The 24,975-nt window shown below is 49.7% G+C and carries 20 protein-coding genes and 1 tRNA gene; 14 read left to right on the top strand and 7 right to left on the bottom strand.

Annotation, left to right across the window (positions count from 1 at the left end):
- The first annotated feature begins 4 nt into the window (after nucleotides 1-4).
- On the top strand, nucleotides 5-1,453 hold the full coding sequence (locus L0M98_RS04525) for a HAMP domain-containing sensor histidine kinase (protein ID WP_227215158.1): 1,449 nt from the start codon (nucleotides 5-7) through the stop codon (nucleotides 1,451-1,453).
- A gap of 171 nt (nucleotides 1,454-1,624) precedes the next feature.
- On the opposite strand, the gene glgP is transcribed toward L0M98_RS04525, so the two are convergent.
- The 5 genes from glgP to L0M98_RS04500 form a co-directional block, all read right to left on the bottom strand.
- Entirely contained in the window at nucleotides 1,625-5,869 is a 4,245-nt protein-coding gene (glgP, locus tag L0M98_RS04520; protein WP_227215156.1) for an alpha-glucan family phosphorylase, read from the bottom strand.
- A 5-nt stretch (nucleotides 5,870-5,874) separates the two neighbouring features.
- A complete protein-coding gene (locus L0M98_RS04515) occupies nucleotides 5,875-7,224 on the bottom strand; it encodes a glycoside hydrolase family 57 protein (protein WP_099291987.1) in 1,350 nt (449 codons plus the stop codon).
- A 93-nt stretch (nucleotides 7,225-7,317) separates the two neighbouring features.
- The gene (locus L0M98_RS04510; protein WP_099291986.1) at nucleotides 7,318-8,601 is read right to left on the bottom strand and encodes a glycosyltransferase family 4 protein; all 1,284 of its coding nucleotides are present in this window, start codon (nucleotides 8,599-8,601) and stop codon (nucleotides 7,318-7,320) included.
- Nucleotides 8,602-8,636: 35 nt separating this feature from the next.
- Nucleotides 8,637-10,580 (bottom strand): amylo-alpha-1,6-glucosidase, encoded by a 1,944-nt coding sequence (locus L0M98_RS04505; protein WP_227215154.1) that lies wholly within the window; start codon nucleotides 10,578-10,580, stop codon nucleotides 8,637-8,639.
- Nucleotides 10,581-10,665: 85 nt separating this feature from the next.
- On the bottom strand, nucleotides 10,666-12,648 hold the full coding sequence (locus L0M98_RS04500) for an alpha-amylase family glycosyl hydrolase (protein WP_227215152.1): 1,983 nt from the start codon (nucleotides 12,646-12,648) through the stop codon (nucleotides 10,666-10,668).
- 375 nt (nucleotides 12,649-13,023) lie between these two features.
- Between L0M98_RS04500 and L0M98_RS04495 the strand changes: the two genes are divergently transcribed.
- Complete coding sequence (locus L0M98_RS04495; protein ID WP_227215150.1) at nucleotides 13,024-13,638, top strand: WbqC family protein; 615 nt, start codon at nucleotides 13,024-13,026, stop codon at nucleotides 13,636-13,638.
- Between the two features lie 126 nt (nucleotides 13,639-13,764).
- On the opposite strand, the gene lpxB is transcribed toward L0M98_RS04495, so the two are convergent.
- Complete coding sequence (lpxB, locus tag L0M98_RS04490; RefSeq protein ID WP_227215148.1) at nucleotides 13,765-14,901, bottom strand: lipid-A-disaccharide synthase; 1,137 nt, start codon at nucleotides 14,899-14,901, stop codon at nucleotides 13,765-13,767.
- A gap of 148 nt (nucleotides 14,902-15,049) precedes the next feature.
- Between lpxB and mtaB the strand changes: the two genes are divergently transcribed.
- The 8 genes from mtaB to L0M98_RS04450 all read left to right on the top strand — a co-directional run bounded on the left by mtaB (nucleotide 15,050) and on the right by L0M98_RS04450 (nucleotide 22,721).
- Nucleotides 15,050-16,351 carry a tRNA (N(6)-L-threonylcarbamoyladenosine(37)-C(2))-methylthiotransferase MtaB gene (gene mtaB, locus L0M98_RS04485; RefSeq protein ID WP_227215146.1) on the top strand — a complete coding sequence of 434 codons (1,302 nt, stop codon included), beginning with the start codon at nucleotides 15,050-15,052 and terminating at the stop codon, nucleotides 16,349-16,351.
- Nucleotides 16,352-16,364: 13 nt separating this feature from the next.
- Nucleotides 16,365-17,384, top strand: coding sequence for an NAD-dependent epimerase/dehydratase family protein (locus L0M98_RS04480; RefSeq protein ID WP_227215144.1), 1,020 nt, complete (start codon nucleotides 16,365-16,367; stop codon nucleotides 17,382-17,384).
- A complete protein-coding gene (locus L0M98_RS04475) occupies nucleotides 17,381-18,223 on the top strand; it encodes an EFR1 family ferrodoxin (protein WP_227215142.1) in 843 nt (280 codons plus the stop codon). The genes L0M98_RS04480 and L0M98_RS04475 overlap by 4 nt, the downstream gene beginning before the upstream one ends.
- A 197-nt stretch (nucleotides 18,224-18,420) precedes the next feature.
- Nucleotides 18,421-19,071: a hypothetical protein gene (locus L0M98_RS04470; protein ID WP_227215139.1), complete on the top strand. Its 651-nt coding sequence runs from the start codon at nucleotides 18,421-18,423 to the stop codon at nucleotides 19,069-19,071.
- Between the two features lie 67 nt (nucleotides 19,072-19,138).
- The gene (nhaA, locus tag L0M98_RS04465) at nucleotides 19,139-20,476 is read left to right on the top strand and encodes a Na+/H+ antiporter NhaA (protein WP_227215137.1); all 1,338 of its coding nucleotides are present in this window, start codon (nucleotides 19,139-19,141) and stop codon (nucleotides 20,474-20,476) included.
- Between the two features lie 42 nt (nucleotides 20,477-20,518).
- Nucleotides 20,519-20,603 (top strand) — tRNA-Ser (locus L0M98_RS04460).
- A gap of 273 nt (nucleotides 20,604-20,876) precedes the next feature.
- Nucleotides 20,877-22,106, top strand: coding sequence for a site-specific integrase (locus L0M98_RS04455; protein WP_004309953.1), 1,230 nt, complete (start codon nucleotides 20,877-20,879; stop codon nucleotides 22,104-22,106).
- Between the two features lie 84 nt (nucleotides 22,107-22,190).
- The gene (locus tag L0M98_RS04450) at nucleotides 22,191-22,721 is read left to right on the top strand and encodes an ORF6N domain-containing protein (RefSeq protein ID WP_004309954.1); all 531 of its coding nucleotides are present in this window, start codon (nucleotides 22,191-22,193) and stop codon (nucleotides 22,719-22,721) included.
- A gap of 96 nt (nucleotides 22,722-22,817) precedes the next feature.
- Here L0M98_RS04450 and L0M98_RS04445 read toward each other — a convergent pair whose 3' ends face one another.
- Nucleotides 22,818-23,069 carry a hypothetical protein gene (locus L0M98_RS04445; RefSeq protein WP_227215135.1) on the bottom strand — a complete coding sequence of 84 codons (252 nt, stop codon included), beginning with the start codon at nucleotides 23,067-23,069 and terminating at the stop codon, nucleotides 22,818-22,820.
- A 286-nt stretch (nucleotides 23,070-23,355) separates the two neighbouring features.
- Here L0M98_RS04445 and L0M98_RS04440 point away from each other — a divergent pair, with 286 nt between their 5' ends.
- Genes L0M98_RS04440 through L0M98_RS04425 form a run of 4 tightly spaced genes read left to right on the top strand, consistent with a single transcriptional unit; the run spans nucleotide 23,356 to nucleotide 24,894 of the window.
- The gene (locus L0M98_RS04440; protein ID WP_227215133.1) at nucleotides 23,356-23,889 is read left to right on the top strand and encodes an antirestriction protein ArdA; all 534 of its coding nucleotides are present in this window, start codon (nucleotides 23,356-23,358) and stop codon (nucleotides 23,887-23,889) included.
- A 56-nt stretch (nucleotides 23,890-23,945) separates the two neighbouring features.
- On the top strand, nucleotides 23,946-24,158 hold the full coding sequence (locus L0M98_RS04435; RefSeq protein ID WP_227215131.1) for a hypothetical protein: 213 nt from the start codon (nucleotides 23,946-23,948) through the stop codon (nucleotides 24,156-24,158).
- Nucleotides 24,159-24,178: 20 nt separating this feature from the next.
- Nucleotides 24,179-24,400, top strand: coding sequence for a DUF3873 domain-containing protein (locus L0M98_RS04430; RefSeq protein WP_010803493.1), 222 nt, complete (start codon nucleotides 24,179-24,181; stop codon nucleotides 24,398-24,400).
- 11 nt (nucleotides 24,401-24,411) lie between these two features.
- The gene (locus L0M98_RS04425; protein WP_227215129.1) at nucleotides 24,412-24,894 is read left to right on the top strand and encodes a DUF7258 domain-containing protein; all 483 of its coding nucleotides are present in this window, start codon (nucleotides 24,412-24,414) and stop codon (nucleotides 24,892-24,894) included.
- The last annotated feature ends 81 nt before the right edge of the window (nucleotides 24,895-24,975 follow it).

The following is a 24,975-nucleotide window of genomic DNA, read 5'->3' as shown; positions in this document are numbered from 1 at the left end:
AATCATGAATATAAAGGCAAAATTAACGATAGGGATAGGGGTTCTGGTTGCCATGATCATATTGCTGGTCGCCCTGTCGGTAGTAAACTTACAAATACTGACCGCAACCGAGCCGGACAGTCCGGCTGCCGCCCCCGGTCTGAACCGGGCTTTGTTATGGATCGCTATTGTCGGAATTATATGTATCGGTATAGGGATAACCATGTTGATACGCCTCCCCTCCTCGATTAACAAACCGATCAAGGAATTAACCGACGCCATCACCGAAATCGCAAACCATAACTACGAGAAACGCTTGAATATAAAGGATAATCAAGAATTTTCAGTAGTATCCGAGAACTTCAACCGTATGGCACAACGCCTTGCCGATTATCACGCCAGCACGCTGGCACAGATGATGTCGGCAAAGAAATACATGGAAACCATCATCAACAGCCTCAGCGATCCGATTATCGGACTGAATAACGAGATGAAAATCCTCTTTATCAACGACGAAGCCCTGAATGTACTGAACCTGAAACGAGAGGAAATATTGAACCAAGCGGCACAGGATATTGCCCTACGAAATGATCTGCTGCGCAGACTGATACGGGAACTGGTCGGCGAACACCCGCGGGAGAAGCAGGAACCCTTGAAAATCTATGCCGACAATAAAGAAAGTTATTTCCAAGCCAAATACATGACCATCACCCAACCGGGTAAAAACGGCAAAGCCCCCGAAAAGAAAGGGTACGTGATCATGCTCAAGAATATCACGGAATTTAAAGAACTGGATTCCGCCAAAACTACTTTTATTTCCACGATTTCCCACGAGTTGAAGACACCCCTCTCCGCTATTCTCATGAGCCTGCAATTGCTGGAAGACAAGCGAATCGGTGCACTAAACCCGGAACAAGAGGATTTATCCAATAGTATCAAAGAGAACACGGAACGACTGTTGAACATCACGAGCGAATTGCTGAATATGACTCAAGTCGAGGCGGGTAAACTCCAACTGAAACCAAAAATCACGAAACCGATAGAATTGATAGACTACGCTATAAAAGCGAACCGGGTACAGGCAGAGAAATTCAACATCCAGATTGAAGTGGAATACCCCGAAGATAAAATCGGCAAATTGTTCGTTGACAGCGAGAAGATAGCATGGGTATTGACAAACCTGTTAAGCAATGCCATCCGCTACTCGGCGGAGAACAGTAGAGTTATTATCGGAGCCTGCCAAACACAAGACGGATATATCGAATTGTACGTCCAAGACTTCGGAAAAGGCATCGATCCCCGCTACCACAAAAGCATCTTCGATCACTATTTCCGCGTCCCCGGAACAAAAACACAAGGCAGCGGTCTAGGACTTTCCATCTCCCGCGACTTCGTGGAAGCACACAGCGGAACACTGACGGTACAAAGCGAATTAGGAAAAGGAAGCACGTTTACGATGCGATTGAAAGCCTAGATACCATTTTAGATTTAGCGATTTTAGATTTTAGATTGAACTCCTCCGTCTGCTTCGCAGCCACCTCCTCTATAAACAGAGGAGGAGCTGGAATACCACCTTACGCCCCGGGAAACTTTTCAAGCGTCAATATAAAATTACGAAGTCCTTCAATCTAAAATCTAAAATTAACTAAACCCACTTCACCAAAGCAAAATCCTGCCTGTGCGGTAACAAGATATTCTTCGGGAATATCCGTAAGCCCAGCATGAACTGCCCGGGATCATCGGGAGTTACCTCGATCGAGTAAAGTCCCTTACCATTCTCGAAAGAAACGGGAACGAACTCCTGCGTGAAGCAAACCTCAAGCCGCTCGTCTTTCTTCATCATGGCAACCAACTCGATACCCACGTCGTCAAGAGATAATTCCCCAAGCTCGAGAGTAACTTTGGCCTGATAGGATTTCCCGAGAGAAATAATCTGTTTGGATTTATCCGGTAATATCAAACCGTCTACCTGCACGGAATCCCATTCGCGGCTTACCTTCTTCTTCCACTCCGCAATCTGATTCGCCAAAGCATAGTTATTCTCGCTCAAACGGTGATAACGGCGGGACATCGGAAGATAGAATTTATCCTCGTAATCCGACAACATCCGGTTAGACGTGAAGTTTGCCGCCACCTTGGCAATCGTGTTCTTGATAAACCCTGCCCACGAAGCGGAGATCCCGTCGGCCGCCTTATCGTAGAATGCGGGGGCGATCTCCGACTCGATAATATTGTATATCATCTCGGAATCCAGTTCATTCTGAAATTCCTGATTCTCGTATGCCCGTTCCATCGGCAAAGCCCAACCGGCATCCTTCTGGTAACCTTCCACCCACCATCCGTCAAGGACGCTGAAATGCATCACCCCGTTCATGGCGGCTTTCTCGCCACTCGTACCGGAAGCCTCCTGCGGCCGCGTGGGCGTGTTCATCCAAACATCCACCCCTTGCACCATCAGGCGTGCCAAGTCCATATCGTAATTCGGCAGGAACAATATCTTACCCAAGAACTGCGGGTATTTCGACACTTCCACGATACGTTTAATCAAATCCTGTCCCGCTTGATCCGCCGGATGTGCTTTCCCCGCGAAAATAAACTGCACGGGACGATCCGGGTTATTCACGATCTCGTTCAAACGATCGAGGTTGCGGAACAACAGGTGTGCCCGCTTGTACGTCGCGAAACGACGGGCAAAACCGATCGTCAGTATATCATCCCGCAACGTGTCCTGAATATCCACGATCTGTTTCGGGGTAAAATATGCCGTGACCTGCTCGTCCGCCAAACGATGCTTGATATGACGAATCAACCGGGAACGCAAGATGTTGCGCGTCTCGCTGATGATTGAATCGGGCACTTGATAAATACCCTCGAAACAAGCCTTATCGTAATGATGCGTCTTGAACTTCTCACCGAACACACCCCCCTGTATCTTTTTCCACTCGGGAGCCGCCCACGTCGGGTAGTGCACCCCGTTAGTCACGTAACTGATATGTAACTCTTCCGGCATGTAACCCGGCCACAAGTCCTTGAATATATCCCGGCTCACCTTGCCGTGCAGCCAGCTGACACCGTTCACCTCCTGCGACAGGTTCGCTGCGAGGAAGCTCATGGAGAACTTCTCGTTCGGGTCGTTCGCGTTTACCCGTCCCAAAGCCAACATCTGTTCCCACGTGATCTTCAACCGATCAGGCACGAACCAGAAATAAGTCTTCAACATACCTTCCGAGAACGAATCATGTCCGGCAGGAACCGGGGTATGAGTCGTGAACAACGAAGAAGCGCGAACCACTTCCATCGCTTCCGCGAATGAAAGCTGACCGTCCGCCACGTATTCCCGCAGGCGTTCCAGACCGGTAAACGCGGCATGTCCCTCGTTACAATGATAAACATCCGCCTCGATGCCCAGCTTGCGCAAAGCACGGATTCCACCGATACCCAACAATATCTCCTGCTTCAAACGGTTTTCCCAATCCCCGCCATACAGGAAGTGCGTGATACTACGGTCTGCTTCTTGATTATCCTCGTAATCGGTATCCAACAAATAGAGTTCCACCCGTCCCACGTTCACTTTCCAGATACGGGCATACACATCCCGTCCGGGGAAGGTTAAACTGATAGTCAACCAATTACCATTATCGTCACGCGCCGGGACTACCGGAATTTTCGTGAAATCCTGCGCCTCATACTCCGCTTCCTGATTACCGGCAGCCGAGAATTTCTGGGTAAAGTAACCGTAACGATACAACAAACCTACTCCCGTTATCTTGGTTTTCTTGTCACTTGCCTCTTTCATGTAGTCCCCAGCAAGGACACCCAAACCACCGGAATATATCTTCAATGACGAATGTAACCCGTACTCCATGCTGAAGTAAGCGATAGAAGGCTCACTCATCTGCTTTTTTTCCTCCATGTACTTCGAGAACTTATTGTACACGGCCTCTAAACGTGCCACGAACTCCTCGTCATTCTCCAACTCCTTGTAGCGATTCAAAGAAATCTTGTCCAACAAGGCGATGGGATTATGACGAGTCAACATCCATTGCAACGAGTCGATGCTCTTGAACAAATCAATAGCCTCCTCGTTCCAGCACCACCAGAGATTATTCGTCAACTCCTCCAACGCCCTCAACCGTTCCGGGATGGAACGATGAATGATAACCGAAATCCAGTTCGGCGTGGCAGAAGCGCTCTTCTTCTCGATAAACGACCATTGCTCCTCCTCCACGACCGGAAGTTCGGCGATACGTTCGTTCACCTTGCCGACAGCCATGCGGTAGGCATCGTTGTAATAGGACACCAGATTCTCCCACAAGGCAATCTTGGACACTTCTTTCGCGTTCTTGCATATAGCTTGAAAATCCCGCTTGTTCATGGCGGCAACCTCCTTTATCTTGTCGGCTATCTTCCGTACCACTTCCTCGTTATTCCGGTCATCCCGACGAATCACCTCGATACCGGGATGCGCTTTCTTGTAATGGGATTCCACCCACAACCCGAATCCCGCCAAAGTCGTCGTGATAGTCGGCACCTTGAACGCCAGACTTTCCAGCGGCGTGTATCCCCACGGTTCATAGTACGAGGGAAACACCGTCAGATCCATACCCACGAGCAGGTCATAGTAAGGCATATTGAATACCCCGTCATTCCCGTTCAGGTAACTCGGACAGAAAAATACTTTCACTTTGTCCTCCGCCCGGTTCAACAACTGTTCCTCGCCCAGTTTCCGCAACACGGGATCGTTCTGCGGGTCGGACAATTCGTGTGTCATATAGGGCAACACGGTTTCCACCGCTTGATACGGACGTTCCAGATTATTTACCAATTCCCGGTTCACGCCCTTGAAGCCTGCCGGAACAAGAATGAAAGCAAGTATATCCCGTTTGTTTTCCGCATTCCGGTTCAAACGTCCCAACGCCTCGACAAACACGTCCAGTCCTTTGTTCTTGAACTCGTAACGCCCGCTGATACCCACTATCAACGCGTCTTCCGCCACTGCTCTGCCCAACTGTGCCTGAGCAACTTTCAACAACCTATCACGCCCTTCCTGACGTTTTCTCGGGTAATTCGCCTCGTCCGGCGTAAAACTATTCTCGAACCCGTTCGGGGTAACCGTATCCACGTTCTTGCCCAAGAAATGCGCGCACTCCAACGCCGTGATATCACTCACCGTCGTGAAGGCATCCGCCCATTCCGCCGACTTGCTTTCCAACGACTGTTTGGCAGTCACGCCAAAACGCCTTGCCGTTTCCGCGGGATCATAGTCTTTCATCGGATCGTATAACGGCAACCCGTTCCCGGCGATACTACGCCCGAGTACCGTGGCATGAGTAGTGAACACGCACCCGATCTGCGGCATCACGTCCCGCAAGTAAAGCAACCCGCTTCCGGTCATCCACTCGTGGAATTGCGCTATCACCTGCTGACGCGCAGACACATGGTAACGCACGAAACTCTCTATCACTTTTCCCGCCGTGAACCCGAACAACACGGGTTCGATGTAGTCCCACTGTCCCGTGAGCGAATCCACTTGAAACTTATCCCAGAAAGAGGTCAGTATCTGATCTTTCTGCGGTATAAACGAGGTGAAATCCACGAGTATTACCGCCGGGTTACCCGCGATATTCCAACGTCCCACTTTTATACGCAACCCCTCCTGCGCAGCTTTCAAACGCCACGATTTAAACAAGTGGGGATCTTCCGTGAACTCGGGGTTCGGTACATCATACCGCCACACGTCGGGTCCGATCAATATATGGTTGTTCTTGAATTCCCCGGCCATACTCAACACCTTCGTTGAGATCACCGTGTGTATACCTCCAACCTTATTACACACTTCCCAGCTTACCTCGAACAAATAGGCGGGATTTTTCAATTCCAAATTGTTCATACTTTTTAATGTTTTGACTTAACTTTTTTCTCCTTGTCGTCCACCTTTTTTGATGTCTTCGCAGAACTTTCCGCACTCTTTTTTTGAGGCGTCCTCGTCGTTTTCTTTGATTTCACGGGGCTTTCCTCTTTATCGGTGTCCTTTTCATCTACAAGTATACGCTTTTTTTCCATATCCTCCACCCTCAAGATAACATCACTTAACACATTCATGTAATTAATAAATGCCTCGTAAGGAGTTTCGTAAGGAGATACGTAACGGTGGAAATCATTATCCGAGAATAGTTTTGTCCTCATATAATAGAAATGGTCGCTCGATTGCAAACGCCAGTAATCCTTATCCAGAGCCTGATCGTTCAACGCCCTCACCCGAGGTTGTATCTTGAACAACTCCTCGAATGCCTCCGTTTGCAGTTCGTTCCCTAACCATCCTGTAATATCTTTTTCTTCATCCGACCATGAAATCGGGTATGGCACGTGCAAGGGTGCCACGGGTTGATGCTTCTTCACCACCTCTTTCGGCGTCAAAAACTCGAAATCCGTCATGGAGAATATATATTCCGGCAACGATCGCATAAACTCGAAAATACCCGTTTCTGCGGATTGATTCTCGCCGAACGTTTCGTAATTCATAAACAGATTCACTATCTCGCTCTCCGCCGCACTCTCGTTCAACCAACGGGCGTATTTATCCGCCGTGATCGGCCACTCGTTCCAACCCCGCTCGCCAAAACGCATGGAAAGATCATCGCTCAACCGGGAATTCTTCAACAACAACTTCAGTTTCGGGTTCGCCGCATTCGTGTACAGGAAATTCGGACTCTTCCATCCCAACACATGCTTCGCCCCGTCCGTCAGCATCGCTTCAAATCCCATCGCGGCCACCCGCTCCCCGATCAGATCGGAATATATCAACGAAGAATTGCGCAGCGTCACCGGTTTCTGACCGAACAACTCCTCCATTCTCTCCACGTGCCGCTTCACCTGTAACTCGAATTCATCGGTAGACGAGAGGGATGCCAGCGAATGGGGATAAGTTTCCGCCAGAAACTCCACGCACCCGGTCTTCGCCAACTCTTGGAAACTCTCGATCACCTCCGGGGTATGCAGGGCAAACTGTTCCAATGCCGACCCGGAAATAGAAAAACTCACCTTGAAATTCTCCCCGTAATGCTTAATTATATCCATGATTAACCTGTTCATCGGCAAATAGCATTTCTCCGCCACCCGCCGGATTGTCGAGCGATTCACGTACTCGTCAAAATAATCATGACGTTTGCCTATATCAAAAAAGCGATACCTTCTCAGTCTCACCGGTTGATGTATCTGAAAATAGAAACACAATGTCTTTCTCATAACCATACATTTTTAATTGAGAATTGAAAATTGAAAATTGAAAATGACTTCTCCCTTTTCTTCCTTTTCAACCGTCTATTTTTATTACTTAATTTAAATTCCTAACACGTTTTCGTACACCTCTTTTACTTTTAAAGCGGCATTTTCCCATTTCAACTGATTGACTTCCTCCAATCCTTGTTCACCCGCCATTTTACCCAGTGCAGGGTAAGACAGTAAAGCATACATGGCGTCCGCCAACGCATCCACATCCCAATAATCAACTTTAATAGAATGCTTCAAAACCTCTGCCACCCCGGATTGTTTGGAAATGATAGTGGGTACACCCGCCCTCATTGCCTCCAGCGGAGAGATACCGAAAGGTTCGGAAACAGAAGGCATCACGTACACGTCGCTGTACGAGAACATCTTCTGCACGTCGTCCCCCCGCAAGAATCCGGTGAAATGGAACTTTGTCGCTATCTTCAACTGTGCCACCCGACGGATAGACCGGTTGAACAGGTCACCGCTTCCCGCCATAACGAAACGCACGTTAGGATAACGTTTCAAGACTTTGTACGCTGCTTCTATAAAATACTCGGGACCTTTCTGGAAAGTGATCCGTCCCAAAAACGTAACCACCTTCTCTTTCACGCCCCGTTCAACTTCCATGTCCTCGCGTGTTTGAAAATCCACAGCGTTATGAACGGTCACCACCTTGTCGGGATCAATACCGTAACGATTGATCACGATATTACGCGTCAAGTTACTCACGGTAATCACCCGGTCGGCGACCTCCATTCCCCGCCGTTCGATATCATACACCTGTTGGTTCACATGCTCCCCGCTCCGATCATACTCCGTGGCATGCACGTGAATCACCAGCGGTTTGCCCGAAACCTTCTTTGCCACTATCCCGGCAGCATACGTCAGCCAGTCGTGCGCATGTATAATATCAAAATCCTGTTGCGCCGCTATCGTCCCAGCCACCATGGCGTAGCGTGCAACCTCCTCCATCAGATTCGCCCCGTATTTACCGGAGAACTGAAACTTGTTACGGAAAGTGATATGTTCCCCGTGCTCCCCGGTCTTCACCGCTTCTGTCACCGTTCTCTCGAAAGTTTCCGGATCGAGATAAGGCACCAGATTGGAACCGATCTCCATAAAGTTCACGTTCTGCCAGTATTCGTCCAATGTAGAATACTCGCTCATCATTTCTACATCACTCGCATTAATGATCTTTGCAACACTTTGGTCTTCATCACCCCCGGCCTTAGGCATAACGAACATGATTTTGACTCCATGTTTAGCCAATCCCTTCGTCAAGCCGTAACTGGCCGTTCCCAAGCCCCCTGCAATATGTGGTGGAAACTCCCACCCAAACATCAATACTTTCATATTATATAATTTATATGTGTGGCAACATGAATGATTTATTCATATTTTCTAATTAATTCCATGCTTCTCAAGACTTCTCCCACACTCCAAGCCTGAGATATGCTTCCGTTCGGGTGATGTGGAGGATCACCATCATACACTTCGGCAATCGAATATACCCCGTAAAGCGTCATATCATCCTCGAATCCATCCAACAACTCCTTTGCCTCGGGTAAAAACTGTTTCCCGTACAACTTCAAATTCGCTTCTATATACGCCCCGATCAGCCAAGGCCATACCGTACCTTGATGATACGCTTCGTCCCGGTGATTCTGGTCGCCCTCGTAATGCCCGTGATAATTCGGGTTCTCGGGTGACAAGGTACGGAGTCCCTTGGGGGTCAACAATTCTTTGGTAATCACCCTCAACACGCTTTCTTTCATATCGTCGGTAATCGGGGAATAAGCTAAAGAACAAGCGAATACCTGATTGGGTCTTACCCACAGATTCTGTCCCCGCTCGTCCGCATAATCCGCCAGATACCCCTTTTCCTCGTTCCAGAAAGTTTCCACGAACGACTTCCGTATCAACTCCGGCATATCTTTCCATTCTTCAACAAATTTCTTGTCTTTTGCCTCTTCTGCCAACTTTAACGAGTAGCAAACGGCATTGTACCATAACGCATTGATCTCAACGGCATACCCGGCTCTGGCTGTCACTGGCACACCTTTTACCACGGCGTCCATCCACGTCAACGCTTTGCCGGGCTGCGACGCCCAAATCAGACCGTTACCGTCCATATGCAACCCGGGGTTAATACCGTCCCGGAACGCCGCCAGAATCGCTTTCATCTTGCTCCCGTAGGTCTTCCATATCACTCCCGGTTCGTTCAGTGCCTCGTCATACTGTTGCACTGCCCAGAAGTACCACATCGGGGCATCTATCGAGTTATATGCCGCTTTATCCCCCTTACCGATATTCGGGAACAAGCCGTTGTGTAACTGCCGCGACATCGTGTCGAGCACTTCTTTACACTCCTTCAAGTTGCCGCAAGCAGCCAACGTCAAACCGGGCAAGGCTATAAACGTGTCACGTCCCCATCGCCCGAACCACGGGTAACCTGCCACCACCTCCGTGTCTTTACCGTCATGCACGATAAACTGCGAAGCGGAATAGGTCAAACAACTCTCGCAATCGTCACGGTGTTTCCGTTTTTCTTCCAATTGTTGGAACTTACGTTTCAAACCGCCGGTTTTTATTTCCTCCGTCGAAGCGGAGAAAATGATACTCTCTCCTTTCTTGATCGGCACTTCCAAGTATCCCGGCACGAACAAATCTTCCTTGTAATCATACCCGCGTGCCTTCTCCTCCAAGTATTCTATATTATAATACCAGTCGGGTACCGCCACGAACTCGTTCGCCTTGCTCAACTGCATATTCAACGCCGGAAACCCGACGTAGAGCTTCGAACGGATACCGTTTTCAACCGTCTCGTACTTCGTGTTTGCCATCATATTCGCTCGGCTCAACGCATGCGCGTTGCGATAGGCAAGAAACGGCTTCAAACGCAGAAACGTTTCCGAATGAGCGTCTTCCAATGTATAACGTATCAATAACTGTGCCTCATTGTGCACCATCAAAATTTCTTTTTTCAACACGACGCCTCCTACCCGATACGTCAATGTAAACAGCGGATCATATTCCAGATCCACGATATATTTATGCCCGCGAGGCTCGTATATCCCGGGGTATTTGTGTATACCCAAGTTAAATTCCTTGCCGTGCTGAACTATCGTTTCGTCCAACGAGGACAACAACACGTGGTTCTCCCCGCCGAACTCCTTGATCGGCACTACCAGTAACCCGTGATACTTCCTCGTGTTACAACAGACTATGGTCGTCGAAAAATATCCCCCGGCCCTATTGGTCGAAAGCACCTCTCTTTTTAAGGAATATTCCAAGTTAACCAATTCTTCTTTGTTGAAATTCAAATAACTCATGTTTCAATTTTAGATTTAATGATTTTAGATTTATAATTGCAGATTTCATTAATCGTAAATCGTCAATCATAAATCATAAATTATTCTATGATCGTCGTAAGATCATCCCCGTTCTCGCGGGTATATATAAACTTAACTGTCCCCGACCGGGCGACACGTAACGGGTGAAATGTTCCGTCCCGTGGTTTATTCGTCCCGCCCCGTCAAATGCCTTGTCATCCGTGTCCAGAATATAGGTAAACTTACCGGAAGGTGCGTCAAACTTGTAATCCGGGAAAGACTTCTCCGGGTTGAAGTTAAACACGAACATCACGTCCCCCCGCGTAAAGATCAATATCTGCCGCTCGTTATCCCGAACCAGCGGTTCCGGACGCCAATCGAACACGCGGTTATCCGTTACAGCCTGCAACATGGCTTTATCGAAAACGTTGAGGAAACGGAAACGCAGGTTCTCGTCGTCAACCAGACTCCACAACCTCCGGGCATGCTCGTAGCTCCAACCGTTGCCCTCCCGCGGGAAATCTATCCATTCCGGGTGTCCCCACTCGTTACCCATGAAATTCAGATAACCGTCCGCCGCCGTGCCTATCGTCACCAATCGGATCATCTTGTGAAGCGCCATGCCCCGGTCTACAATGACATTCGAGTCAAACACACTCATCGAAGTGTAAACGGCCTTATCCACCAGCCGGAAAAAGATCGTCTTGTCACCCACCAACGCTTGATCGTGACTCTCGGCGTAACTAATCGTGTGTTCCTCATCCCGCTTGTTCGTCAACTCGTAGAACAGATCGCCCACGTGCCAATCCTCGTCCCGTTTCTCTTTCAGCAATTTAATCCAGTAATCCGGCGTACCCATGTTCATCCGGTAATCGAAACCCATCCCCCCGTCCTCTATCGGGGAAGCCACGCCGGGCATACCGCTCACGTCTTCGGCTATGGAAATCGCGTCGGGCAATACTTGATGAATCACCCGGTTTGCCAAAGCCAGATAAGTAATCGCGTTCTCGTCCTCGTTCCCGTCGTAATACATCGAGTATTCCGTGAAACTCCGTTCGATACCGTGATCCCAGTAGAGCATACTCGTGATCCCGTCAAAACGAAAACCGTCAAAATGAAACTCCTCCAACCAGTATTTACAGTTCGACAACAGGAAATTCAACACTTCATGCTTCCCGTAATCAAAACAACGCGAATCCCACAACGGGTGGTGTCCCCTCGCGCCGGGATAGAAATACTGGTCTTCCGTACCGTCAAAACGACTTAACCCCTCCTCCTCATTGTTCACCGCGTGGGAATGCACGATATCCATGATCACCCGAATCCCCATACCGTGTGCCGCGTCAATCAAGGCCCTCAACTCTTCCGGAGTCCCGAAACGGGAACTCACGGCAAAGAAATTAGCCACTTGATAACCGAACGAACCGTAATACGGGTGTTCCTGTATCGCCATCAATTGTATCGTGTTATACCCCAAGTCCACGATCCGGGGCAACACGAACAAACGAAATTCCGTGAATGTCGCCACCCTCCGGTGCTCCGTCGCCATACCGATATGCGCCTCGTAAATCAGGGGATTCTCCGCGCGAGGCGGTCGCTCATTGTGCATCAAATAGGGATGCAGCGGCTCCCATACCTGCGCGCTGTACACTTTCGTGTATTCGTCCTGTACCACCCGTCTGACGTGCGAAGGCAGACGTTCGCCACTCCCGCCGTCCCATTCCACCAGTAGACGATACAGCATCTCGTGAGCCAATACATCCGCCGGAAGACGAATTTCCCAATTCCCGCTGCCCGCTTTGGTAAGCGCGTAATCGGGATGCTTCCGCCAATCATTAAACTCCCCGAGGAAATAAATCGCCGTGGCGTTCGGTGCCCATTCCCGGAACACCCATTCGTTCGCCGTCCGGTGTAACCCGTAATATAAATAAGAGTTACACGAATCAGCCAACCGTGTAGTCCTGTACGTGAACTCCCGCTCCATATCCAGCACCTGACGGTGCCTCCGCTCGATAATCCCCTCGTACGGCTGTAATAATTTATCTTGTTCCACGAGTTTTAGCATCATATATCTTTTTTTAATCAATTACTTTTCAAATCAACCGCTTTAATGTTACAATCCGGTTAGAAAACGGTTACCATTAATTTACGTGGAATCATGGCTTTTGTTCTATTCACGGGTAAAAAATTATCCTCCTTTCTTGCCAACCCGTGAAGTCCCCCACCGAACCGGGACAATATTCTTTTCGCCTTACAATATACAACAATTGAACCACATTCCATACTTTTTAGGTATATATTTGTCAAAAAAGAGAAAATATTACAGATTTCCGTTCAAATGAAAAATTCTTATCTTTGCCACGCTAAAAAAGCCACAAAGCCGACACGTTTGATTTTTCAATCATAAATCAAAAAATCATAAATCGTAAATGAACAAAAATATATGAATATACTCGTCAACACCGCCTATTTTCCCCCGATTCAATACTTCTCGGAGATTAAGAACTGTTCGGAAATACTCGTCGAACAACACGAGAGTTACGGGAAACAAAGTTATCGTAACCGTTGCGATATCATGACCGCCAACGGCGTCATGACCCTCTCCGTTCCTGTCGTGAAAGGGGCTTCCCTCAAGATTCTCACGAAAGACGTACTCGTTGACTATTCCACCAACTGGCAGAAACTCCACTTCAAGGGCATCGAATCCGCCTACAAAAATTCGCCTTATTACGACTATTATATTGACAACCTTCTTCCCTTCTTCGAGCGAAAAGAAAAATACCTCCTCGACCTCAACACGAAAATATTACGCGAGCTCATGGAAAACATCGGTCTTAACCGCCCCCTCGCGTTCACGGAAGATTATTACCCCATCACCGCGAACCACGACGACCTCCGTGACGTCATCCACCCAAAACCGTCCCGCCGCCGCGCAGAACGCCCTTTCACGCCCAAACCATACCACCAGACCTTTGCCGAGCGTTTCCCATTTACCCCTAATCTCAGTATCATAGACCTGCTTTTTAACATGGGGCCGGAAACGGGAGGTTATCTTTAATTCGCTTTCAGCGAATTAAAGGTTACATTTGCCTTCAGCAAGTTGCAGGTTACATTCGCCTTCGGCGGGTTGCATTTGCCTACGGCAAGTTACAAGTTGCTTCGGGAATCTTTTCAATCACTCAATCTAAAATCTAAAATCAGCAAGTTCCTTTATCATCATCTCCGCGAACCGCTCCGACGCACCGGGTTCTCCCAACCGTCCGTTCACTTCACGATAACCGGACAGCATCCGCTCGCGGTTTTCCCCGTTGGGCAGGATAGCGGAAAGTTCCCGCAGGATATTGCGTTCGTTCAGCTTTTGCATAAGCAACTCGGGCACCACCTCCCTCCCCGCGATCAGATTCACGAGAGAGATATATTTCACTTTCACGAAAGTCTTGAACAGGAAATAACTGAGAGCACCACCTTCCCCACTATAACAAACCACTTGCGGAGTTCCGAGGATAGCGGTTTCCAGCGTCGCCGTGCCGGACGTGACCAGCGCGGCACGGGCTTGCTTCACGAGGCGATAAGTCTGCCCGTAAACAATCCGCACGTTCTTCCCTTGAATATAAGGAGCGTAATCGGCATCCATCATCGAGGGCGCCCCCGCGATCACGAACTCGTGGTCGGGGAAATGAGGCATCATCAGCAACATCTTCGGCAGCACGTGCTTCAACTCCTGCGCACGGCTACCCGCCACGAGAGCGATAATCGGTTTGCCCGACAACCCGTTCACGCGGGTAAACTCCTCGAATGATTCATTCTTGTGATCCCGATCGTGGATAGCATCCACCAGCGGGTTGCCCGCGTAATAAACCGGGTAACCGTACCGGGCGTAGAAATCCACCTCGAAAGGGAAAATCACGAACATCCGATCGACCAATCGTTTGATCTTCTTCACCCGTCCCGTGTTCCACGCCCATATCTTCGGCGATATATAATAATAGACAGGGATACCCGCCTCCTTGATAAACTTCGCCACGCGCAAGTTAAAGCCACCGTAATCGACGAGAATCACGACATCCGGTCGCCACGCGAGAATATCCCGGCGACACTCGTCGATATTCGCCTTAATCTTGTCGAGATTCTTCAACACGGTAAGAAACCCCATGATAGCGGTATCCTTGTAATGACGCACGATGTCACACCCGGCGGCACGCATCAAATCCCCACCCCACCCGCGCACCTCGGCGGCAGAGTCATGGTGTCTTAATCCCTTGATCAAATTCGAGGCGTGCAAATCACCCGATGCCTCCCCGGCTATAACGTAATATCTCATCTCTTCCAATATATTATTGACGCGGCAAGTTACAAATTATTTCATCATCGCGCAAAACCGTCCCACCTCGTCATTTTCAATTTTCAACTTTCAATTTTCAATTGCATATCGTATCTTTGCCCCCCTAAGATGTAAAAAACAATCACGCATGAATATAGCAGGGAAGAGAGTGGCGTACGTCACTTTAGGATGCAAACTGAATTTCTCGGAAACCTCCACGATCAAGCACAGCCTCGAACAGGCGGGAGCGGTGACCGCGGGAGAAAAAGAGGGAGCGGACATCTTCGTCATCAACACGTGCAGCGTCACCGACATAGCGGAGAAAAAGGGACGGCAACTGATACGGAAAATCGTGCACCGGAACCCCGGCGCCTACATAGTCGTGGTAGGATGCTACGCGCAGTTGCGGGCACGGGAAATCATGGCTATCGAGGGAGTGAACCTCGTGCTCGGCGCGCGGGACAAATTCAACGTGGCACATTACCTCACCCACCTCGAAGAACAGGAAAAACAAGAACCGCACTCGTGCGACATCTTTAAAGTGGGCAACTTCGACCTCGCTTACTCCTATGGCGACCGCACCCGCAGCTTCCTCAAGATACAGGACGGTTGCGACTATTTCTGCACCTATTGCACCATTCCTTTCGCTCGCGGGCGAAGCCGCAGCGCCACCATCCGCGCCGTACTCGATGCTGCACGGGATGCCGCCGCGCGAGGCATACGGGAAATCATCCTCACGGGCGTGAACACGGGCGACTTCGGGCGGGGCACGGGCGAAACCTTCTTCCAGCTCCTGCAAGCCTTGGACGAGGTGGAAGAAGTCGAGCGTTTCCGGGTATCGTCCATCGAGCCGAACCTATTGACGGACGAAATCATCCGCTTCGTGGCATCGTCGCGCCGTTTTATGCCGCACTTCCACGTGCCGCTGCAATCGGGCAGCAACGAGGTGTTGCACCTCATGAAGCGCCGCTACGACCGGGAACTGTTCGCCGCCAAGGTACGGGAAATCAAAACCCTTCGCCCCGACGCCTTCATCGGCGTGGACGTGATAGCGGGAGCGCGGGGAGAAACGCCCGAGGCATTCGAGGACGCGCGGGAATTTATCGCGGGACTCGACGTGTCGCAACTGCACGTGTTCCCTTACTCGGAACGCGCCGGAACCAAAGCACTCGAAATCCCGTATATCGTGTCGCAAGCGGAAAAACACCGCCGGGTAAACGTCCTGCTCGACATATCCGAACAGAAACTGCGCTCGTTCTACACGGCACACGAGAACGAAACGCGCCCCGTGCTGTTCGAGGACAGCGAAACGGACGGGTCTATACTCGGGTTCACGGATAACTACATCCGGGTGGAACTGCCTTACGACCGGACACTGGCCAACCGCGTCGTGCCCGTCAAGTTAGGCACGATAAACGCGAACGACAACATGAACGGAACAATAAACTAAAACGACAAGCAACATGAATATCCTAGTAACGGGAACAGCGGGTTTCATCGGTTTCTACTTAGCGCGGAAACTACTGGCATCGGGACATACCGTGTATGGTATCGACTCTATCAACCATTATTACGACGTATCACTCAAACTCGACCGCCTGCACGAGTGCGGGATAGACCATCCCGCACCGAAAAAAGAAATCGTGTCCGCGCGATACCCCGCTTACACCTTTTGCCAGATAGACCTCTGCGACGCGGAAGCCGTGAACCAGCTGATGGAAACCCGCCACTTCGACGCCGTGGTGAACCTCGCGGCGCAGGCAGGCGTGCGCTACAGCCTGACGAACCCGGAGAGCTACGTGCAAAGTAACGTGGTAGGCTTCCTCAACCTATTGGAAACGAGCAAAAAAGCAAACTGCAAGAAATTCATATACGCCTCGTCATCGTCCGTGTACGGGAACAACCCATCCGTACCCTTCAAGGAAACGGACAACGTAGACCACCCTATCAGCATCTATGCCGCCACGAAGAAGGGCAACGAACTGATGGCGTTCACCTACGCCCATCTCTACAAGCTGCAAACCATCGGGCTGCGCTTCTTCACGGTATACGGGCCGTTCGGTCGCCCGGACATGGCGCCCATGCTCTTCGCCAACGCCATACGGAACGACGAAACCATACGCGTCTTTAACAACGGCGACCTGTCGCGCGACTTCACCTATATCGACGATATCGTCACGGGAATCGAGAAAATCGTCACCACTCCCGGCGTAATTCGGGAAGATGTACCCGGCGTACCCGCTACCATATATAACATAGGGCACGGCTCCCCCGTGCAACTCATGGATTTCGTCCACCTGCTGGAAGAAAACATGGGACGCGTTGCCCGCAAAGAATTCGTGGGGATGCAGGCGGGTGACGTCTACCGGACATGGGCGGACACCACCCGGTTGAAAGAAGACTACGATTACACGCCCTACACCTCACTGGAAACGGGTATCGCCCGCTTCGCGCGATGGTTCAAAGAATACTACAAGAAATGAGAACGATAAAACGAGTGCGGGCGGTCTACTTCAGCCCGACGGGAACCACGCGGAAAGTGGTCGCCACCGTGGCAAAGCACATCGCGCGGGCGTTGAACGCCACTCCCGGCGAGTATGATTTCACCTTGCCCGAGGCAAGAACCGCCCCGTTGACCTTCGCCGACGACGAACTCGTCGTTTTCGGTACCCCCGTCTATGCCGGACGAGTACCCAACGTGCTACTCCCCTACCTCGCCACCATAGCGGGTAACGGGGCTTTGGCAGTACCCGTCACCGTGTTCGGAAACCGGAATTACGACGATGCCCTCGTCGAACTTCGGGACATCCTCGCCCGCGGCGGGCTCAACCCCGTCGCCGCCGCCGCTTTCGTCGGGGAACACTCGTTCTCCCGCGTCCTCGCGAAAGACCGTCCCGACACGCGCGACCTCGACACCGCCGCCGCCTTCGCGCTTGACGTTGCCGCCACGTGCAACACGCTCCCCACGGAACCGCCCCTCGTCGAAGTACCCGGCACCCCTTATCCCTATCGCGGGTATTACACACCCCGCGACCGTCACGGCAACCCGATAGACATACGCAAGGTGAAACCCCTTACCAACGACCGCTGCAATGACTGCGGACTGTGCGCCAAAGTCTGCCCCATGGGCTCGATTAACCCCGACAATGTGAAAGAAATCACGGGTATCTGTATCAAATGCGGTGCCTGCATCAAGAAATGCCCCCGGGATGCCAAATATTACGATGACGCCGGATACCTCTATCACCAGCACGAACTGGAAGAAACGTACCCGGGAAGAGCCGCGGTCGGCCTTTTCTATTCGGGGACTTATGATTTATGATTTATGATTTTAGATTGAAGGATTTATGAGAGTCGCCTTCGGCGACTCCCCCACGCTTACTTATCTGTAACTTACCTGTAACTTATCTATAACTTATCTGCAAATTCAGATAAATACTTGATAAAGTAAATATTTTTTACTAATTTTAAGTCGTTGAGGAACGTGGGAGGATATGTTACACCTTAAAATCGGCTACCATGAAAACAGAAGACGAATCAAACGAACGACCGCGCAAGTACCGGGTAAACGGAATCACGTTCTACTACCGCAACGGGAAACTATGCGCCATGCCAAGTACCCGGGAAAAAACGAAAAAACCGCCGACGGAAAAACAAATCGAATCGAGGGAAGCCCTCGAAATCGCGACAGATTGCGCGATTAACTTTTTCAGAACCAACGGTATACTGTGCATAGCGTGGGACGCTTACGCGAAGCTATTCCGAAAAAACCGCCTCGATATCTTCAAGATGATTAACTACCCCGTGCTTGACGCTAAATTGCTAGGCGTGGACTACTTCCCCGATTTCTTTTTCTGCAAGGGCAAACTCGTGCCCCCGCGGGAAACACGGGTAAACCGCGAAGACCTGTTGCTCTTTCCCACGTGGGAACATCCCGACAGGGAATACGGCTTATCAAACCCGGACGACCTGCTGATGATGGGGTATTTCTACGAATCGCGCCCCGACATACCGTTGCTCGTCATGACGGATGTCACCCGCGGCGAACGTTTCGCCCAAATCCAACTGCCCGACCTCGGCTACCCGTCGACGGAGACGCTCCACCTCTACCTCTTTTTCTGCTCGCCAGACTGGACGACATTCTCGGACAGCAGGTACGTGAAAGCATGATAATTCTAAATTCTAAATTTTATTTATTAGATTCGCGACGAATTAAATTTCATAAACCGCATGTAAAATGGTCAAAGAAACTTTCAAGTTTTCCATTAGAAGACTGATACAAACCAAGATTAACGGGGGTATTATTCTTCTATTCGTGGCAGTGGCGGCAATGCTTATCGCTAATTCCCCCCTGCAAGAGCATTATGCCTCCCTCTTGTCGAAAAACATTTCCCTCACTATCGGGAATTTCAACCTTTTTGACCGCCATGACGGCAATCCGATGACGTTACTCGACTTCATCAACGATGCTCTCATGGCTATTTTCTTTTTCTCCGTGGGACTGGAAATCAAACGGGAACTACTCGTCGGCGAACTTTCCACCCCGCGCAAAGCCCTGCTCCCGGTGGTAGCAGCCTGCGGGGGTATGATTATGCCCGTTCTCCTGTTCTGCCTCATCGGGCAACCCGGTCTTGCCATGCGGGGAGCCGCCATACCTATGGCGACCGACATCGCGTTCTCGCTCGGGGTGCTTTCCCTGTTGGGTAAGAAAGTCCCCCTCAGCCTCAAGATATTCCTGACCGCTTTCGCCGTGGTGGACGATATCGGGGGTATCATCATCATTGCCCTGTTCTACAGTTCCCACCTCGTGATGAACTACATTATCGCCGCCGCCGCGGTGGTGGCACTCCTTTACATCGGGGGACGGCAAGGCATACACAACAAGTTGTTTTTTATCTTTTTCGGTATTGTCGTCTGGTGCCTGTTCATCAACGCGGGGATACACCCCACCATCGCGGGGGTTATCGTGGCGTTCACCGTGCCCGCCCGCCCGAAACTGCATATATACAAATACGTCAACAACATCCGGGAGAGCCTCAAACGCCTCCCCGAAGACTCGAACGAAATCATTCTCAGCAACTCGGAATTATCCATACTGAAAAGTATCGAGTCGGCGTCCGACAAAGTGGTCAGCCCGCTACAAGCCATGGATGACGACCTGCGCACGCTTGTCAACTATATCATCATGCCGCTTTTCGCTTTCGCCAACGCCAGCATTTCGTTCGAGGGAGTCACGCTCGCCTCGCTGCAAGGCGTGTCGGTAACAATCTTCATATCGCTCGTCGTCGGCAAACTGGTCGGCATCTTCTCGTTCACCTACCTCAGCATCAAGGCGGGGTGGCTCACGATGCCCGACAAAATGAACACTCACACGCTTTTCGGCATCTCCCTGCTCGGGGGTATCGGCTTCACGGTTTCCCTGTTTATCGCCAACCTCTCGTATTCCGGCATAGGCGACGAAGGAGCCATGTTGCTCAATCAAGCCAAGATCGGGATCATCGGTGCCTCTTTATTCGCAGGAGTATGCGGTTACTTTTACTTGAAATACGCGCTGAATAAAAAAACACGAAAATAATTTTGAAAGCCCGATAAAGTCTTTATATTTGCATCCGCATCTGGAGAGGTGGCAGAGTGGTCGATTGCGGCGGTCTTGAAAACCGTTGTACCGCGAGGTACCGGGGGTTCGAATCCCTCCCTCTCCGCTGAACTTACTGGACAGAAATGGTCAGTAAACGGACAAAAAGCTACAAATCAATGATTTGTGGCTTTTTTTATTGCCCGAAAGTCCTGCTTCCAAGACTTCAAAAGTACGGTAAAAGACAAAGTTTCGTTACTAAATCGTTACCTATTCCCTACCGGACAAAAACGGTAACGATTTGTCCTCAAATGACCTGATAATGACTTGATTAGTCCATAGTCTGCATAACTCGAAAACGAGAGGTAAAAATTAATTTTGCAACTAAAAAAAGTGAGTTATGAAATCGACATTCAAGGTTCTTTTTTATTTGAAGAAAGGTTCTGAAAAGAAAAACGGCGAGGTTATGATTATGGCACGCATCACCATAGACGGCAAACTTTGCCAGTTCAGCACGAAACAGAGCATCCAGCCCGACAACTGGAACACGGCTGCGGGCAAAGCCAAAGGCAGGGATGCCGGGAGGATAAACGCCCTTTTGGACGACATACGTTCTTCCCTGAATACCATTTACCACGAAATGCAGCGGCGTGACAACTATGTGACCGCCGAGAAAGTGAAGAACGAGTTCTTGGGACACAGCGAGAGCCACGAAACAATCCTTTCATTGTTCCAAAAGCACAATGACGATGTGAAGCAGCTTGTGGGCATATCCAAGACGATAGCGACCTACCGCAAGTATGAAGTGACCCGCCGCCACCTCGCCGAGTTCATCCGCAGCAAGTACAACGTATCGGACATATCCATAAAGGAGATAAGCCCGATGTTCATTACCGATTTTGAGTTGTATTTGCGTACAGCCTGCAAGTGCGGCTACAACACCACCGCCAAGTTCATGCAGTTCTTCAAGCGCATCATCATCATTGCCCGCAACAACGGCATACTGGTGGGCGACCCGTTCGCCAGCTACAAAATCCGGCTGGAGAAAGTGGACAGGGGTTATCTGACAGAGGACGAAATAAAAATCATCCTTAAAAAGAAAATGGTTTCCGAGCGGCTGGAACACGTCAGGGACTTGTTCGTCTTTGCCTGCTTCACCGGGCTTGCCTATATAGATGTAGCCGGGCTTACGCAAGATAATATATGCAAATCCTTTGACGGCAACCTTTGGATAATGACAAAGCGGCAAAAGACGAATACGGACGTTAATGTTCCCCTGCTGGATATTCCCAAGATGATTTTGAAGAAGTACAAGGGCAAGTTACCGAACGGCAAGATACTTCCCGTAATCAGCAATCAGAAACTAAATGCGTACCTGAAAGAGATTGCCGATGTGTGCGGTATTAAAAAGAACCTGACATTTCACCTTGCCCGCCACACTTTCGCAACGACTACCACGTTGTCAAAGGGCGTACCTATTGAAACGGTGTCCAAGATGCTGGGACACACAAACATAGAAACTACGCAAATTTACGCCCGCATCACCAATAGCAAGATAGGCAGCGATATGCAGGGGCTTGACAAGAAGTTTGTCGGCATCGAAAAGATTTACAAGGAAGTCGCCATGTAATCTTGATTATTGGGAACTGGTCACAATTTGTGACCAGTCCTTACTATTATTCCAACATTGCTAAATCTCCTAAAATATACGATTATGGATTTGCAGATTATCCAAAACAAGATTTTTGAGGTCAGAGGTTGCCGGGTGATGCTCGATTATCATTTGGCAGAACTCTACCAAGTGGAAACACGAGCCTTGAAACAGGCGGTCAAGCGCAATATCAAGCGTTTTCCCAGTGATTTTATGTTTGTTCTCACCAAAGAGGAAGCTAACTTACTGTTATCCATAGGGGTATCACAAAATGTGATACCTCCTGATTATAACTTCGGTGTAGCCATGCCTATGGCTTTCACCGAACAGGGCGTAGCCATGCTTTCTTCGGTTCTCCGTTCCAAAGTAGCCATAGAAGTAAACATTTCAATCATGCGGGCTTTTGTCCTCATGCGCCAAATGGTAATCGGTTACGAGGAACTGTTAAAGCGTATCGAGGAACTGGAGGTAAGCACCGATGTGCAGTTCAACGAGCTGTACCAAGCCCTTACCCAGCTTCTAAGCCAGTCAAAGCAGCAGAAAGAACGCCGTCCGGTAGGTTTCGTTACCTATAACCGTAGCAAAAACGAATAGGTAACGATTTTGGTAACGAAATTCCACCTAACAAACTATATCCCAGTATTGTACATTCTTTCACCTTGCGGGCAGTCCACCGACTACCCGCATTTTTTATATCCTTTTCCACTGGCACATTCCCCGAAACGCCAGCCGTGCGTGGCATGGCTGACTGTATTTCGTGAAAAGAGCCGTTGGAAACCCGCACAAGCGTACCGCAAGGTGAACTTGCCATACCCTTGCCTTTCCCGCCCGCATGGAGTGTTCCCTAAAGGATGAAAGGGAACAAGCACTTTTCCCCTGTTTCCCTATCTGTAAATCTTCCTCATTATGCAGTCCCCCAGCCGGGACAGTCGTTTTTATCATTTCAATAGGCAAAGGTAGCTACGGGGGCTTTTGGCTCTGCAAATTGGGTTTCATCGAAAAAAATTGTTCCAGCTTCCCGTTGGTCGGAAAAAATTTTTGTCGGAAAAATTTGCATAGCAAGACCCCTTCACAAACCAGCCTATGTGAAACGAAAACGACCGACCCGACCGGAAGACGCATAAAAAAAAAGTCGGATTTACGGGAAACAGGAAAAAAGTTCAGTGAAACTTCAACTCCCTCACCTCTCAAATCCGCATAAAATCAAAAACTTAAAAATTACAGCAATATGGAAGCAAAGGTATTATCGGAAGCAAAAGTTTATGTAGGCACTTACGCCAAGTATAACAACGGTTCATTGTTTGGGGCATGGCTCGACCTTTCGGACTATTCGGACAAGGAAGAATTTTACGAAGCCTGCCGGGAACTGCACAAGGACGAGGAAGATGCGGAATATATGTTTCAGGATTACGAGAATATCCCGGAAGCCCTGATTTCTGAAAGCTGGATTTCTGAAAACTTCTTCACCCTGCGTGATGCGGTGGAGGATTTGAGCGACACCGAGCAGGAAGCCTTTTTCGTGTGGTGCAACTACAAAAGCCATGATTTGAGCGAGGAAGATGCGGACGACCTTGTACGTGATTTCCGGGACGAGTATCGGGGACAATATGACGATGAAGAAGATTTCGCCTATGAAATTATCGAGGAATGTTACGACCTGCCGGAGTTCGCAAAGACCTATTTCGATTATGAAAAGTTCGCCCGTGACCTGTTTATGTGCGATTACTGGTTTGATGACGGTTTTGTGTTCCGTGCGGCATAGCCGAATACCAATCCGGGCGGGGTGTCAAAGCCCTGCCCGCTAAAAACGACCAAGCGATGAAACGGAAAAGCATTTGTAAAATCCTTTGGCGGGTGTTCCTGCTCTGCCTTGCATGGCGGTTCACCAGTGTAGCCGGAGCAGGCACGGCGATAACGGCGTATATCGTATTTCGTGCCGCCTGTTTCCTGCTCCGTGTCTGCCTTTCAGTCGTTTATGCGCTGGGCGTAGCTCTGCTTTTCCTGTCGTTGCTTTTCTTACTGATATTATAACCATAAAAAAATAGAACATCATGCAGTCACTTAACAAAAACGGGGTAAGCATTACCCAAACACCGGGAGAAGAAAAGTTCGTGAAATGCTGTTTAGGGGCTTTCAGGGGACAGATTTATTTTCAATATGACTACCGCCACACGGACGGCGAACTTTTCAGCACGGTAGCCAAAACGCTGGACGAGTGCCGCCGCAGGCGTGACGGGTGGATAGCGAAGAAGAACGGAGTAATAAATAAGTAAATTTCAGGGACATGAAAACGACAGAAGTAAACAAGGAGCTTATCGGCAGGCGTTGCGAGTGCATTTTTACGGGCTTAATGGTAACGGGGGTTATTGAGGGCATCCAAGACGACCCGCATTCCACAGCGGTCAAAGTCCGTTTCGACCACCCGCACCAGTGGGGCGATGATTTGTATAATGATGTGTGGGCGTGGGGGCGCAAAACTGACGAGTTCGGCACGCTGCACCATTTGCAACTGTTAGAGGACAAACCGGACTTTCAGATAATGACGGTAGTTTTCGGCGAGCCAATCAGCCGGATAGACCGCAGTGTTTTTGAAGATGTGGAAACGTGGGGTGTCTGTTCCCTGCAAGGCTGGGTAAATAGCTACGAGAGTGTCCGGTTTGTAGCCATAAACGACCATACGGCAATCATTACGGGCGAATACAACATGGAACAGGTAAAGGTGTGGTTAGAGAAGTATGTACCCATAAAGAGCTTAAAAATTAGTTGAGAGAGAACGGCGGCTGTTTGCCGCCGCCACTTTCTTTCGTGAGTGCCGGGAAATAAAGTGGCAAAGAAACCCGCCCTGTTC

Source organism: Butyricimonas sp. DFI.6.44 (assembly GCF_022132345.1).
Lineage (GTDB): Bacteria > Bacteroidota > Bacteroidia > Bacteroidales > Marinifilaceae > Butyricimonas > Butyricimonas muris.
Note: the sequence above shows the minus strand (reverse complement) of the source record. Positions and strands in the feature narration are given on the sequence as shown.